Origin of the sequence: Alicycliphilus denitrificans K601 (assembly GCF_000204645.1) — a bacterium.
Classification (GTDB): domain Bacteria; phylum Pseudomonadota; class Gammaproteobacteria; order Burkholderiales; family Burkholderiaceae_C; genus Alicycliphilus; species Alicycliphilus denitrificans.
On record NC_015422.1, the window covers coordinates 4,847,974 to 4,860,819 of the forward strand.

Annotated in this window: 10 protein-coding genes; 8 read left to right on the forward strand and 2 right to left on the reverse strand. The window is 71.4% G+C overall.

What is annotated here, in order from left to right; all coding sequences use genetic code 11:
• Positions 1-44: 44 nt before the first annotated feature.
• Both ALIDE2_RS22890 and ALIDE2_RS22895 read left to right on the forward strand, forming a co-directional pair.
• Positions 45-731: a hypothetical protein gene (locus ALIDE2_RS22890; protein WP_013723260.1), complete on the forward strand. Its 687-nt coding sequence runs from the start codon at positions 45-47 to the stop codon at positions 729-731.
• The gene (locus tag ALIDE2_RS22895) at positions 728-1,282 is read left to right on the forward strand and encodes a FlgO family outer membrane protein (protein WP_013521019.1); all 555 of its coding nucleotides are present in this window, start codon (positions 728-730) and stop codon (positions 1,280-1,282) included. The genes ALIDE2_RS22890 and ALIDE2_RS22895 overlap by 4 nt, the downstream gene beginning before the upstream one ends.
• Before the next feature lie 113 nt (positions 1,283-1,395).
• Here ALIDE2_RS22895 and ALIDE2_RS22900 read toward each other — a convergent pair whose 3' ends face one another.
• The gene (locus tag ALIDE2_RS22900; protein ID WP_013521020.1) at positions 1,396-2,277 is read right to left on the reverse strand and encodes a DMT family transporter; all 882 of its coding nucleotides are present in this window, start codon (positions 2,275-2,277) and stop codon (positions 1,396-1,398) included.
• 49 nt (positions 2,278-2,326) lie between these two features.
• Between ALIDE2_RS22900 and pyrF the strand changes: the two genes are divergently transcribed.
• The 5 genes from pyrF (at position 2,327) to ALIDE2_RS22925 (ending at position 8,244) form a co-directional block, all read left to right on the forward strand.
• Positions 2,327-3,151: an orotidine-5'-phosphate decarboxylase gene (gene pyrF / locus ALIDE2_RS22905; RefSeq protein ID WP_013521021.1), complete on the forward strand. Its 825-nt coding sequence runs from the start codon at positions 2,327-2,329 to the stop codon at positions 3,149-3,151.
• Between the two features lie 16 nt (positions 3,152-3,167).
• Positions 3,168-4,064, forward strand: coding sequence for a LysR family transcriptional regulator (locus ALIDE2_RS22910; protein ID WP_013521022.1), 897 nt, complete (start codon positions 3,168-3,170; stop codon positions 4,062-4,064).
• 119 nt (positions 4,065-4,183) lie between these two features.
• The gene (locus tag ALIDE2_RS22915) at positions 4,184-5,176 is read left to right on the forward strand and encodes a Bug family tripartite tricarboxylate transporter substrate binding protein (protein WP_013521023.1); all 993 of its coding nucleotides are present in this window, start codon (positions 4,184-4,186) and stop codon (positions 5,174-5,176) included.
• On the forward strand, positions 5,173-6,147 hold the full coding sequence (locus ALIDE2_RS22920; RefSeq protein ID WP_013723261.1) for a M14 family metallopeptidase: 975 nt from the start codon (positions 5,173-5,175) through the stop codon (positions 6,145-6,147). Before ALIDE2_RS22915 ends, ALIDE2_RS22920 begins: the two co-directional genes overlap by 4 nt.
• A gap of 129 nt (positions 6,148-6,276) precedes the next feature.
• Positions 6,277-8,244, forward strand: coding sequence for a methyl-accepting chemotaxis protein (locus ALIDE2_RS22925; protein WP_013723262.1), 1,968 nt, complete (start codon positions 6,277-6,279; stop codon positions 8,242-8,244).
• A 34-nt stretch (positions 8,245-8,278) separates the two neighbouring features.
• Here ALIDE2_RS22925 and uvrA read toward each other — a convergent pair whose 3' ends face one another.
• Positions 8,279-11,347 (reverse strand): excinuclease ABC subunit UvrA, encoded by a 3,069-nt coding sequence (gene uvrA / locus ALIDE2_RS22930; protein WP_013723263.1) that lies wholly within the window; start codon positions 11,345-11,347, stop codon positions 8,279-8,281.
• Positions 11,348-11,529: 182 nt separating this feature from the next.
• Here uvrA and ALIDE2_RS22935 point away from each other — a divergent pair, with 182 nt between their 5' ends.
• Positions 11,530-12,708 carry an MFS transporter gene (locus ALIDE2_RS22935; RefSeq protein WP_013521027.1) on the forward strand — a complete coding sequence of 393 codons (1,179 nt, stop codon included), beginning with the start codon at positions 11,530-11,532 and terminating at the stop codon, positions 12,706-12,708.
• Positions 12,709-12,846: the final 138 nt, after the last annotated feature.

Below are 12,846 nucleotides of genomic sequence, written 5' to 3' on the forward strand. Positions count from 1 at the left end.
TGAACATTCGTGTCTCGTGCAGATCACCAATTCAGGAGGGAACCATGTCTTTCACCAAGGCACTCGGGTGGACCGTGGCGGCCGGCGCCGCATTCGTGCTGGCAGGCTGCGGCAGCGCTCCGATACCGCTGTCCAAGAACTTCGAACTGACCAGCCAGTACAAGGTACGTTCGGCCGGCCACTGGGAACTGCTGTCGCGCGACGTGGTGGCGCAAACCCGCGCCACGCTGGAAAAGGCCGGCTATGCCCCGAATACGCCCCTGCATGTGGCGGCCCCGGCACAGCCAAGCGCGTTTGACCTGGGCTTTCGCGACTTCCTGATCACCGAGTTCGTCCAGGAAGGAGCCTCCGTGCAGCAAGGCCCCGGCGCCACGCTGGAGGTGAGCTACAACACCCAGGTGGTGCGCCACAACAGCGACCGCCCGCACTTCATCCCCGGCCAGTTCACCATGCTCGCCGCCGGCGTGATGGCCGCCTACGGCCTGCGCCACGAACACCTCGACACCAAGCTGCTGGCCACGCTGGGCCTGACGACGGCCGCCGACTATGCGAACAGCATCAACTCCGGCGGCCCGACGAATACCGAGCTGATCCTCACCACCACCGTCTCGCGCGCCGGCCAGTACGTGGCCCGCAAGACCGACGTGTATTACCTCGAGAACGCAGACACGCCTCTGTTCCTGCGCCCCGCGCACTACCGCGCCGTCAACATGAAGGTGGTCTCGCAATGAAGCGCACACTCGCACTGGCCCTCGTGTCCGCCCTGTTCGCGGCAGGCTGCGCCCAGAAGGCGCCGCAGCTGCGCGTGGAGCCGACCTACCAGGAAGCGGCCAACGCCCCCCTGCTGCAGAACAGCCGCGAGGCGGTCGGCCGCTTGGTGGCCGGCCTGGACGTGGCGGCCACGGGCCCCGGCCCGGTACTGGTGGCCACGGTGGTCAACGTGAACGACCTGAGCCGCTCCGCCCCGCTGGGGCGCACGCTGTCCGAGCAATACGCCAACAACATGGCCGCCATCGGCTTCGACGTCAAGGAGATCAAGCTGCGCGGCGACGTCTTCGTCAAGGAAGGCGCCGGCGAGCTGCTGCTGTCGCGCGAGATCAAGGACATCGCGCGCCACCACAACGCCTCCATGGTGCTCGTGGGCACCTATTCGCCCGCCGCCAACTTCACCTATGTGAGCATGAAACTGGTGCGCACGGAGGACAGCCGCATCATCCGCGGGCATGACTACGCACTGCCCAACGACCGCGACGTGCAGCGCCTGCTGGCGGTGGCGCGCTGAAGCGCCTGCGCCCCAGCCGCCGGCACGGTCCGCCGGCGGTTTTCTTCGATCCATGAACGGGCGCCGCTGCCGGCGCCCTGCGGGCAGGCGCCGGATGCCGTCTGGCACTCTGCTTACTTTTTATTGGCGGGCCACAGCACCGAGGCAATCGCCACCGCCATCAGCGCCACGGCCGTCCAGTCCTGCCAGCGCAGCACCTCGCCCAGCCACAGGGCGCCGCTGAACACGCCCAGCACGGGGATCATCATCACGCTGAGCGTGGAGGCCACGGGCGGCAGCGTGCGCACCAGGAAGAACCACGCCGTCTGCGCGAAGCCCAGCACCAGCAGGCCGTTGTAGAGGATGGCGGCCCAGGCCTGGCGGTCGGGCATATGCCAGCGCTCATGCTCGAACAGCGCCGCCAGCACCGTGAGGCTGGCGCAGGTGATGGCCACCATCCAGAACGACAGCGTGATCAGCGGCACGGGCACGGGCAGGCGGCGCAGCAGCTGCGTGCCCAGGGCCCAGCTGGCGGCGGAGACCAGCATCAGCGTCACCCCCATGGGCCGGCTGCCCAGGGCGCCCATCTCGTGCCACAGCAGCAGCACCACACCCAGCAGCGCCGCGCCCACGCCGGCCCAGCCGCGCCGCGCCAGCCGGTCGCCGAAGAACAGCGCCCCGATGACGGCCGAGAAGATGGGCATGGTGTAGCCGAGGATGGCCGCGCGCCCGCTCGACAGCAGCGGGATCGCCAGGATCATGAGCACGTGCCACAGCACCATGTTGGTGAGCGCCAGCAGCGCCACGCGGCCCCAGTGCTCGCGCGGTATGGCGAGCGGCAGGCCCTGCTGGCGCACCAGCAGCGCCAGGATGGGCAGACCCAGCCACAGCGAGGCCATGCGGAAGGTGAGCGGCGGGAAATGCGCCACGCCCATCTTCATCACCGGCCAGTTGAAGCCCCACACCAGGGTCAAGAGGACAAGGACGATGAGCTGGCGGCGAGAGAAGGCAGGCATGGCGCGCGATTGTGCCGGGCCTGCGCAACGCCTGCCTAAAATCACGGCCATGACCTTTCTCGACATGCTGCGCGACGCCACGGCGCGCAATGACTCCCTGCTGTGTGTGGGCCTGGACCCGGAGCCCACGCGCTTTCCCGAGTCGGTGCGTGGCGAAGCGCACAGGATCTACGACTTCTGCGCCGCCATCGTGGACGCCACGGCCGACCTGGTGTGCGCCTTCAAGCCGCAGATCGCCTACTTCGCCGCGCACGCCGCCGAGGACCAGCTCGAACGCCTGATGCAGCACATGCGCGCCAACGCGCCGCACGTGCCGGTGATCCTGGACGCCAAGCGCGGCGACATCGGCTCCACGGCCGAGCAGTACGCGCGCGAGGCCTTCGAGCGCTACGGCGCCGACGCCGTGACGCTTTCGCCCTTCATGGGCTTCGACTCCATCGCGCCCTACCTGGAGTACCACGGCAAGGGCGCTTTTCTGCTGTGCCGCACCTCCAACCCCGGCGGCGACGACCTGCAGGCCCAGCGCCTGGCCAGCGTGGAGGGCCAGCCGCTGCTGTACGAGCACGTGGCGCGCCTGGCGCAAGGGCAGTGGAACAAGAACGGCCAGCTGGGCCTGGTGGTGGGCGCCACCTACCCGGCCGAGATCGAGCGCGTGCGCGCCCTTGCGCCCACGCTGCCGCTGCTGATCCCCGGCGTGGGCGCGCAGGGCGGCGACGCCGCCGCCACCGTGCGCGCCGGGCTGCGCGAGGACGGGCCTATCATCGTCAACTCGTCGCGCGCCGTGCTCTACGCATCGGGCGGGGCCGACTTCGCCGCGGCCGCGCGCAGCGCCGCCCAGGCCACGCGCGCCGCGCTCAACGCCGCGCGCGTCTAGCCCCCAGCCTCCGGCCATGCAACTCAAGTGGCTGGAGGACTTTATCGCGCTCGCCCATGAGCGCAGCTTCACCCGCGCGGCCGAGCTGCGCCACGTGACCCACCCCGCGTTCGGCCGGCGCATCCGCGCGCTGGAGGCCTGGGCAGGCACGCCGCTCACCGAGCGCGAAGGCGGCGGCCCCGTGCGGCTCACGCCCGCGGGCCAAGCCTTCCTGGAGACCGCGCAGCAGATGGCCCAGGGCCTGGCCCATTCGCACGAGGAGCTGCGCGCCATCGCCGGGCGGCAGGCGCGCACCGTCACCCTGGCCACGGGCCGCACCCTGGCGCGCACGGTGGTGGCCGACTGGCTGGCCCGCATCCAGCCCGTGCTGGAGGGCGGCGAACTGCGCGTGCGCACCTGCGCGCTGGCCGAGTCGGTGGCGATGATCGAGCGCGGCGAAGCCGACTTCACCCTGGCCTACCACCACACCTCGCTCGCCGTGCGCCTGGACGCGCGGCAATTCACCCACCTCGCGCTCGCCACCGACCGCCTGGTTCCCGTGGTGCGCGCCCGCGCCGGCGGCGCACCGCTGCACCACTTTGGCGGCACGGGCGCGGTGCCCTACCTCGCCTACTCGCACACGCTGGCGCTCGGCCGGCTGGTGGAGGATCACCTGGCGCACGACCCGCTGGCGCCGCGTCTGGCGCGCGTGGTGGAGTGCGACTCGGCCGACGCGCAGCATGAATACGTTCTGCGCGGCCTGGGCGTGGCCTGGCTGCCCTGGTCCATGGTGCACGCCGACTGCCAGTCCGGCCGGCTGGCCCTTGCGGGCGACGAGCGCATGGAGGTGCGCTTCGACGTGCGCATGTACCGGCCCAAGCGCCGGCTCTCGCCCTGGGCCGAGGCGCTGTGGGGCACGCTGGCGCGCAAGTAGCCCCCGCACAAACCCGTATACCGCGTGCACAGAATGCACGGTCTGGTGCCACTTCGGCACCGTATGGCGACGGTGCGCTTCCACAATGCAGGCACCCCACCCTGCCCATGGAGAACGCCATGCATCCTTCCCGCACCCCCGCCCCGCTGCGCCGCGCGCTGCTGGCCGGCGCCGCGCTGCTCGCCGCCGCCAGCCCCGCGGTCTTCGCCCAGACGCCGGTCTACCCCAGCAAGCCCATCACCATCGTCGTGGGCTATCCGCCCGGCGGCAGCACCGACCTGACGGGCCGTGCCGTGGGCGCGGAGCTGTCCAACCGCCTGGGCGTACCCGTGGTGATAGAGAACCTCGGCGGCGCGGGCGGCGCCATCGGCGCGCAGAAGGTGGCGAGCAGCGCGCCCGACGGCTACACGCTACTGGTGGGCGCCAACAACGAGATCGCCATCAACAAGCTCGTGACCAAGAAGGTTAAGTACGATATCAAGGACTTCACGGCCATCGGCCTCGTCGCCTCGCAGCCGCTGGTGCTGGTGGCCGGCACCCACACCGGCGTGAAGAACATCGCCGAGTTCACCGAGCGCGTGCGCAGGAACCCCGGCAAGTTCAGCTACGGCAGCTCGGGCGTGGGCACCTCGCTGCACCTGGCCGGCGAGATGATCAAGGAACAGGGCAAGCTGTTCATGACGCACATCCCCTACCGCGGCGTGGCGCCGCTGACCAACGACCTGGTGGGCAACAACCTGGAGTTCGGCGTGTTCGTGCTCTCCAGCGGCCTGCCGCACATCAAGAGCGGCAAGGTGGTCGCGCTGGGCACCACCGAGGCCAGGCGCTCGGCGGCGGCGCCCGACATCCCCGCGCTGGCCGAGTCGGCGCAGTACAAGAACGTGGACATCGGCACCTGGTTCGCCCTCATGGCGCCGGCCAACCTGCCCAGGCCCGTGGCCGAGCGGCTGAAGAAGGCGCTGGGCGAAACGCTGGAGTCGCCCGACTTCCGCAAGCGCATGGAGGCCTCGGGCTCCACCGTGGCCTCGGCCGGCGTGGACGTGGACCAGTTCCTCGCCACCGAGGTCGCCAAGTACAAGAAGATCATCGAGTTCGCCAGGATCGAGGAATGACGAGCGCTCCCCTGACTTTCGCGCTGCCCGCGCCCGATCTCGGCCCCTGGCGCGCCGGCAACACCGGCACCGAGGGCGTGTGGCGCTTCGACTCCGGCCGGCCGGGCCGCCACGTGATGATCAGCGCCCTGATCCACGGCAACGAGCTGTGCGGCGCCTGGGCAATCAAGGGCCTGATCGAAGCGGGCGTGCGCCCGCAGGCGGGCACGCTCACGCTGGCGCTGTGCAACCTCGCGGCGTTCGACCGGTTCGATGCCACGGACCACGATGCCTCGCGCTTCGTCGACGAGGACATGAACCGCCAGTGGAGCGACGAGCGCATGGACGCCGCCGACACGCTGGAGCGCCGCCGCTGCGCGCAGCTGCGCCCCTTCGTTCGGGAGGCCGACTGGCTGCTGGACCTGCATTCCATGCACGAGCCCTGCGCCCCGCTGCTGCTCACCGGCACGCAGCCGCGCAACCTGCGGCTGGCGCGCGCCATGGCCGCGCCCGAGCACGTCGTGGTGGACGCAGGCCACAAGGACGGCACGCGCATGCGCGACTACGGACGCTTCGGCCTGCCCGACGAGGCGGCCGGCGACAGCCGCTCCCTGCTCGTCGAATGCGGCTTCCACGGCGACCCGGCCAGCCGCGCCGTGGCGCAGGACCAGTGCCTGCGCTTCCTGCAGGCGGCCGGCACGCTGGACGCGGCCGCGCTCGGACGCCTGCTGCCCGGCTGGCGCCTGCCCGACGCGCCGCGCCAGTGGGCGCTGGAGGTCACGGGCCCCGTGGTCGCCAAAAGCGGGCGCTTCCGGTTCACCGAGCCGTTCAGGGGGCTTGAAGTCATCGCGAAGGCCGGCACCGTGATCGGAGACAACGACGGAGAGCCCGTAGCCACGCCGTACGACGACTGCGTGCTCGTCATGCCCAGCACGCGCCAGGCGCGCGCCGGCGTGACCGTAGTGCGCTACGCCACCAGGCGCATGCTGTAACACAGCAGGCCAAAATTTGGCCTGCATCAAGACTCATGCGTTTTAGGGAATTGCGCAGGCGCAACCGGCGGTCCTTTTACAAGGGTCACCCTAAAATTTCGAGCAATTACTTACATTTGTATAAATATTATGCAATTGCTCGACCGCCTGCGCCTGTCGCACAAGTTCCTGATCCTGGGCGGCATCGCCCTGGTGATGATGGCCCTGCCCGCTGGCCTGTATCTGCACGGCAGGATCGGCCAGATGCAGGCCCTGTCCGCGCAGGCGCGCACCATGCCGGCCTTGCAGCAGCTGGGCCAGGCCGTGCGCCTCGCGCAGACGCACCGCGGCCTGTCGGCGGCGCTGCTCGGCGGCGATACGCAGCTCGCGGCGCGCCGGCCGGCCGTGCGCGATGCGCTGGACGAGGCGCTGCAAGCCGCGGCCGCCCGGCTCGACGGCGTGGCGCCCGGGCAGGCCGCAGAATTCGCGCGCCTGCGCCAGGACTGGCAGGCGCTGCAGCAGGGCGTGGCCGAGCGCGCCATTGCGCCCGCGCAAAGCCTGGCGCGCCACACGCAGCTGGTGGCGCGGCTGCTGGCCTTCAGCGACCAGCTGCTGCACGCGAGCGGCCTGAGCACCAGCGACCGGCGCGACACCCAGGCCCTGATCCAGGCCACGCTGCAGCAGCTGCCCATGCTCGGCGAGCAGCTGGGCCAGATGCGCGCCATGGGCACGGGTGCGCTGGCGCGTGGCGAGCTGCCCCCCGAAAGCCGCGGCCAGATGCGCGCCCTGCGCGCACGCGCAGACGAGTTCGACGCCGCCAGCCAGGCCAGCCTGCAGCGCGCCACGCAGTACGCCCCCGGCCTCGCCGCCGCGCTGGGCGAGCCGCTGGCCGCGGAGAAGGCGCGCGTGGCCGAGGCCCTGCGGCTGGTCGACGACGGGCTGCTGGAGGCTGCCTCGCTGCAGTTGCCCGCCGCCCGCTATTTCGACACCCTCACGGCCTCCATAGAGGCCGTGAACGCACTGGGCGGCCAGGCCACCGACGCACTGCTGGCCGTGGTCCAGGACCAGGCCGCGGCCGCGCGGCGCGCGCTGGGGCTCGTGGTCGGCATGCTCGTGGCCCTGCTGCTGCTGGCCGTGGCCCTGGCCGGCGTCTTCGTGCGCTCCATCACCCGCCCGCTGGGGCAGGCCGTGGACCTGGCCCGCGCCGTGGCCGGGGGCGACCTGAGCGGCGCTGACCGGCCGCATGGCAGCAACGAGGTCGGCCAGCTGATCGCCGCCCAGCAGCAGATGCGCGCGCAGCTGCGCCCCATCGTCGCGCAGGTGCGCCATGGCTCCGAGGGCGTGGCCCTGGCCAGCGGCGAGATCGCCCAGGGCAACCACGACCTGTCGGGCCGCACCGAGGCCCAGGCCAGCGCGCTGGAAGAGACCGCCGCCTCCATGGAGCAGCTCAGCGCCACGGTGCAGCACAACGCCGAGGCCGCGCGCGAGGCCAGCGCGCTTGCCGAGCACACGCGCGACATGGTGCGCCAGGGCGGCGCCAGCGTGGAGCAGGTGGTGGACACCATGCGCAGCGTGCACGAGGCGCAGCAGCAGATGGCCGACATCATTCAGGTGATCGACGGCATCGCCTTCCAGACCAACCTGCTGGCCCTGAACGCCGCCGTGGAGGCCGCGCGCGCGGGCGAGCAGGGCCGCGGCTTTGCCGTGGTGGCCGGCGAGGTGCGCAGCCTGGCCGGCCGCAGCGGCGAGGCGGCCAAGCAGATCCGCACGCTGATCGAGGCCAGCCGCACCCGCGTGGACCAGGGCAACCAGCAGGCCGCCGCCGCGGGCCAGACCATGGCCGAGGTCGTGCACAGCATCCAGCGCCTGAGCGCCCTGGTCGGCCAGATCAGCACCGCCAGCCAGGAGCAGGCCAACGGCGTGGCCCAAGTGGGAGAGGCCGTCGCCGCGCTGGACCAGACGACGCAGCAGAACGCCGCCCTGGTCGAGCAGATGGCAGCGGCCGCCGACGGCCTGAGCAGCCAGGCCCAGGGCCTGGTGCAGGCGGTTGCCGTATTCCGCACGGCGGGCGGCAATGCGGCGGCGTACCGGCCGGCCGCCCTTTCGCTCACCTATTGATAGCTATTGACGCCCGTCCATAGGGCGCAACGGCCTATTTTTCCTGTAAATACCGCCGCAGGTAGCGCCCGGTGTGGCTGGCCTCGTTGGCAGCCACCTCCTCGGGTGTGCCCACGGCCACCACGGTGCCGCCGCCCGCGCCGCCCTCGGGGCCCATGTCGATGACCCAGTCGGCGGTCTTGATCACGTCGAGGTTGTGCTCGATGACGACGATGGTGTTGCCCGCGTCGCGCAACTGCAGCAGCACCTTGAGCAAGAGCGCTATGTCGGCGAAGTGCAGGCCGGTGGTGGGCTCGTCCAGGATGTAGAGCGTGCGGCCCGTGTCGCGCCGGCTCAGCTCCTGCGCCAGCTTGACGCGCTGGGCCTCGCCGCCCGAGAGCGTGGTGGCGCTCTGGCCCAGGCGGATGTAGGACAGACCCACGTCCAGCAGCGTCTGCAGCTTGCGCGCGATGGCGGGCACGTCCTTGAAGAAGGCGTAAGCGTCCTCCACCGTGAGCTGCAGGATCTGCGCGATGTTCCTACCCTTCCACTGCACCTCCAGCGTCTCGCGGTTGTAGCGCTGGCCGTGGCACACGTCGCAGGGCACGTAGACGTCGGGCAGGAAATGCATCTCCACCTTGACCACGCCGTCGCCCTGGCAGGCCTCGCAGCGCCCGCCGCCGGACGCCTGCGACACGTTGAACGAGAAGCGTCCCGGGCCGTAGCCGCGCTCTTTGGCGGTGTTGGTCTCGGCCATGAGTTCGCGGATCGGCGTGAACAGCCCCGTGTAGGTGGCGGGGTTGCTGCGCGGCGTGCGGCCTATGGGCGACTGGTCCACGTTGATGACCTTGTCGAAATAGTCCAGGCCCTCCAGCGCCTGGTGCGGCGCGGGCTCCTCATGGGCGCGGTGGATCTGGCGCGCGGCGGCCTTGTGCAGCGTGTCGTTGACCAGCGTGCTCTTGCCCGAGCCGGACACGCCGGTCACGCAGGTCAACAGGCCCACGGGGAACTCCACGCTCACGCTGCGCAGGTTGTTGCCCGTGGCGCCCAGAACGCGCACGGCCTGCAGCCGCCCCTGCGTGGCGTGGTGGCCGGCCAGGCGCTCCTTCCTGCGCTGGCTGGCGGCCGTTTCGGGGAAGCGCGGCTTCGGCTTTTTCCCCCCCTCGGGCGCCGCCGCCTGCTCCAGCACCGGCAGCCAGGGCGTGCGCCGCGCGGGCACGGGCAGGCTGCGCGCGCCGCTCAGGAACTGGCCGGTGAGCGAGCCGGGGTTGGCGCACAGCTCGGCATAGGTGCCCTGGGCCATCACGCGCCCGCCGTGCACGCCGGCGCCGGGGCCCATGTCCACGCAGTGGTCGGCGGCGCGGATCATGTCCTCGTCGTGCTCGACCACGATGACGCTGTTGCCCAGGTCGCGCAGCCGCGTGAGGGTGGCGATGAGGCGGTCGTTGTCGCGCTGGTGCAGGCCTATGCTGGGCTCGTCGAGCACGTACATCACGCCCGTGAGGCCGCTGCCGATCTGGCTCGCCAGGCGGATGCGCTGCGCCTCGCCGCCGGAGAGGGTCTCGGCGCTGCGCGCCAGGCTCAGGTAGGACAGGCCCACGTCGTTGAGGAAGGACAGGCGCGCAGCGATCTCGCGCACGATCTTGCCGGCGATCTCGGCCTTGGCGCCCGACAGGCGCAGCGCGCCGAACCAGTCCTGCGCGTCGGCCAGCGTCATGTGGCTCACATCATCGATGCCGCGCGCGGCGTCGCCCTCGCCCACCCGCACGTACCGCGCCTCGCGGCGCAGGCGCGCACCCCCGCATTCGGCGCAGGGCTGGGACTGGCGGTAGCGCGCAAGGTCCTCGCGCACCACGGCCGAGTCCGTCTCGCGCCAGCGCCGCGCCATGTTGGGCAGGATGCCCTCGAACGGGTGGCTGCGGACGATGGGCTTGCCCTTGCTGCTGCCGCTGCCCTGCAGGTAGCTGAAAGCGATCTCCTCCTCGCCCGAGCCGTGCAGGACGACCTGGCGCACGCGCTCGGGCAGCTGCTCGAAGGGCGTGTCCACGTCGAAGCCGTAGTGCCGCGCCAGGCTCTCGAGCATGGCGAAGTAGTAGCCGTTGCGCCGGTCCCAGCCCTTGATGGCGCCGCTGGCCAGGCTGAGCGACGGGAAGGCCACCACGCGCGCGGCATCGAACAGCTCCTGCTGGCCCAGCCCGTCGCAGGCCGGGCAGGCGCCCGTGGGCGAGTTGAACGAGAACAGCCGCGGCTCCAGCTCGGGCAGCGCGTAGCTGCACACGGGGCAGGCGAACCTGGCGGAGAACAGGTGCTCGCGCCCCGTGTCCATCTCCAGCGCCAGCACGCGGCCCGCACCCTCGCTGCCGCCCACGCGCAGCACGGCCTCGATGCTCTCGGCCAGGCGCTGGCGCGCGTCCGGGCGCACCTTCAGGCGGTCGATCACGACGTCGATGTCGTGCTTCTCGTTCTTCTTGAGCTCGGGCAGCGCCTCGTGTTCGTGGATCTGCCCGTCCACCCGCAAGCGCACGTAGCCCAGCGCCAGCATCTGCTCGAACAGCTCGGCGAACTCGCCCTTCTTTTGCCGCGCCACCGGGGCCAGCAGCATCAGGCGCGTGTCCTCGGGCAGGGCCAGCACGGCATCGACCATCTGGCTCACGGTCTGCGCGGCCAGGGGCAGGCCATGGTCGGGGCAGTAGGGCGTGCCTGCGCGCGCGTAGAGCAGGCGCAGGTAGTCGTGGATCTCGGTCACCGTGCCCACGGTGGAGCGCGGGTTGTGGCTGGTGGCCTTCTGCTCGATGGAGATCGCCGGCGACAGGCCTTCGATCAGGTCCACGTCGGGCTTGTCCAGGCGCCCCAGGAACTGGCGCGCATAGGCCGACAGGCTCTCCACGTAGCGGCGCTGGCCCTCGGCATACAGGGTGTCGAACGCGAGGCTGGACTTGCCCGAGCCCGACAGCCCCGTGATGACCACAAGCTGGTTGCGCGGTATGTCCAGGTCGATGTTCTTGAGGTTGTGCGTGCGCGCGCCGCGGATGCTGATCTGCCCGGCGCCGCGCAGCACCTGCGCCAGCGGGCGTCCTGCGTCCGGCGCGCTCAGAGGGGCGGGTAGTGGGGCGGTATCGGCCATCGCTGGGTGCTCGAAGAAAACCCACCATGATAGGGCAGCGCCCGATGCGCGGCAGGCCCTTGGCCCGGACCGGGAAACCCGCGCTGCGCCACAATGCGGCTTTTGCCTGAACACTGCCTGCCCCCGTGTCGGACACAACCACCTCCCCATCCCCGCCCGCCGCCGCGGCCCCCGCCTCGCGCATGACGGCGCTGGAGCGGCGCTCCAGCCTCGGCCTGGCGGCCATCTTCGCCATGCGCATGCTGGGGTTGTTCCTGGTGCTGCCCGTATTCATGCTGGAGGCGCGCAAGTACGCCGGCGGCGACGACCCCGCGCTCGTGGGGCTGGCCATGGGCATGTACGGGCTCACGCAGGCGTTCTTCCAGCTGCCGCTGGGCATGGCGTCCGACCGCTTCGGCAGGAAGCGCGTCATCGCGCTCGGCCTGCTGGTGTTCGCCGCGGGCAGTCTGGTGGCGGCGCTGGCCGACTCGGTCATGGGCCTGCTGGTGGGCCGGGCGCTGCAGGGCGCCGGGGCGGTGTCGGCCGCCGTCACCGCGCTGCTGGCCGACCAGACGCGCGACGCCGTGCGCACCAAGGCCATGGCGCTCGTGGGCATGAGCATCGGCCTGATGTTCGCCGTGGCGCTGGTGGCGGCGCCCTTCCTGGCCGCCCACGTCGGCCTGTCGGGCCTGTTCGTGCTCACGTTCGCGCTGGCGCTGGCCGGCGTGGCGCTGATCCTGTGGGTGGTGCCGCCCGAGACGCGCCACCACGGCGCCGCGCCCCAGGGCCGCCCGTCCGACGTATGGCGCCATGCCGACCTGCTGCGCCTGAACCTGGGCGTGTTCGCGCTGCACACCATACAGATGGCCATGTGGGTGGCCGTACCCGCCATGCTGGTGCAGGCGGGCCTGCCCAAGGACGTGCACTGGCACGTCTACCTGCCCGCGCTGGTGCTATCGGTCGTCGCCATGGGAGGGCTGCTCGCCATGGAGCGGCGCGGGCGGCTGCGCGCGGCCCTGCTGCTGTCGATCGGCCTGATCGCGCTGGTGCAGGCCGCCCTGGGGGGGCTGGTGGCCGGCGGCGTCGCGCCCACCGTGGCGCTGCTCGGCACGCTGCTGTTCGTGTTCTTCTGCGGCTTCAACATGCTGGAGGCCACGCAGCCCAGCCTGGTCTCGCGCATGGCCCCGGCCCATCTGCGCGGCGCGGCCCTGGGCGCGTACAACACGCTGCAGTCCCTGGGCCTGTTCGCCGGGGGCGCCCTGGGCGGAGCCCTGGCCAAGTGGGCGGGCGCGGGCGGGCTGTTCGCCGCCACGGCGCTGCTGGCCGCCCTGTGGCTGGCGCTCACCTGGCCGCTGCGGCCCGTGGGGCGCGGCGGCCACTGATTTTTTTCGCCCTCGCCGCATCAAGCGGCCCCAAGGCCGCTATGCTGCGCACCTGCGGCCTCGCAGGGGCCGCTCGAGCAGGCTCATCTGGCCCGGAAATCCTCTCCTGCCTTCCGGGCTGACGCACAAAGGATCTTT

Coding starts and splice junctions, on each gene's coding strand:
- ALIDE2_RS22935 (WP_013521027.1), top strand. CDS start 11,530: ATGACGGCGCTGGAGCGGCGCTCCAGCCTCGGCCTGGCGGCCATCTTC.
- uvrA (WP_013723263.1), bottom strand. CDS start 11,347: ATGGCCGATACCGCCCCACTACCCGCCCCTCTGAGCGCGCCGGACGCA.
- ALIDE2_RS22895 (WP_013521019.1), top strand. CDS start 728: ATGAAGCGCACACTCGCACTGGCCCTCGTGTCCGCCCTGTTCGCGGCA.
- ALIDE2_RS22915 (WP_013521023.1), top strand. CDS start 4,184: ATGCATCCTTCCCGCACCCCCGCCCCGCTGCGCCGCGCGCTGCTGGCC.
- ALIDE2_RS22920 (WP_013723261.1), top strand. CDS start 5,173: ATGACGAGCGCTCCCCTGACTTTCGCGCTGCCCGCGCCCGATCTCGGC.
- ALIDE2_RS22900 (WP_013521020.1), bottom strand. CDS start 2,277: ATGCCTGCCTTCTCTCGCCGCCAGCTCATCGTCCTTGTCCTCTTGACC.
- ALIDE2_RS22925 (WP_013723262.1), top strand. CDS start 6,277: ATGCAATTGCTCGACCGCCTGCGCCTGTCGCACAAGTTCCTGATCCTG.
- pyrF (WP_013521021.1), top strand. CDS start 2,327: ATGACCTTTCTCGACATGCTGCGCGACGCCACGGCGCGCAATGACTCC.
- ALIDE2_RS22890 (WP_013723260.1), top strand. CDS start 45: ATGTCTTTCACCAAGGCACTCGGGTGGACCGTGGCGGCCGGCGCCGCA.
- ALIDE2_RS22910 (WP_013521022.1), top strand. CDS start 3,168: ATGCAACTCAAGTGGCTGGAGGACTTTATCGCGCTCGCCCATGAGCGC.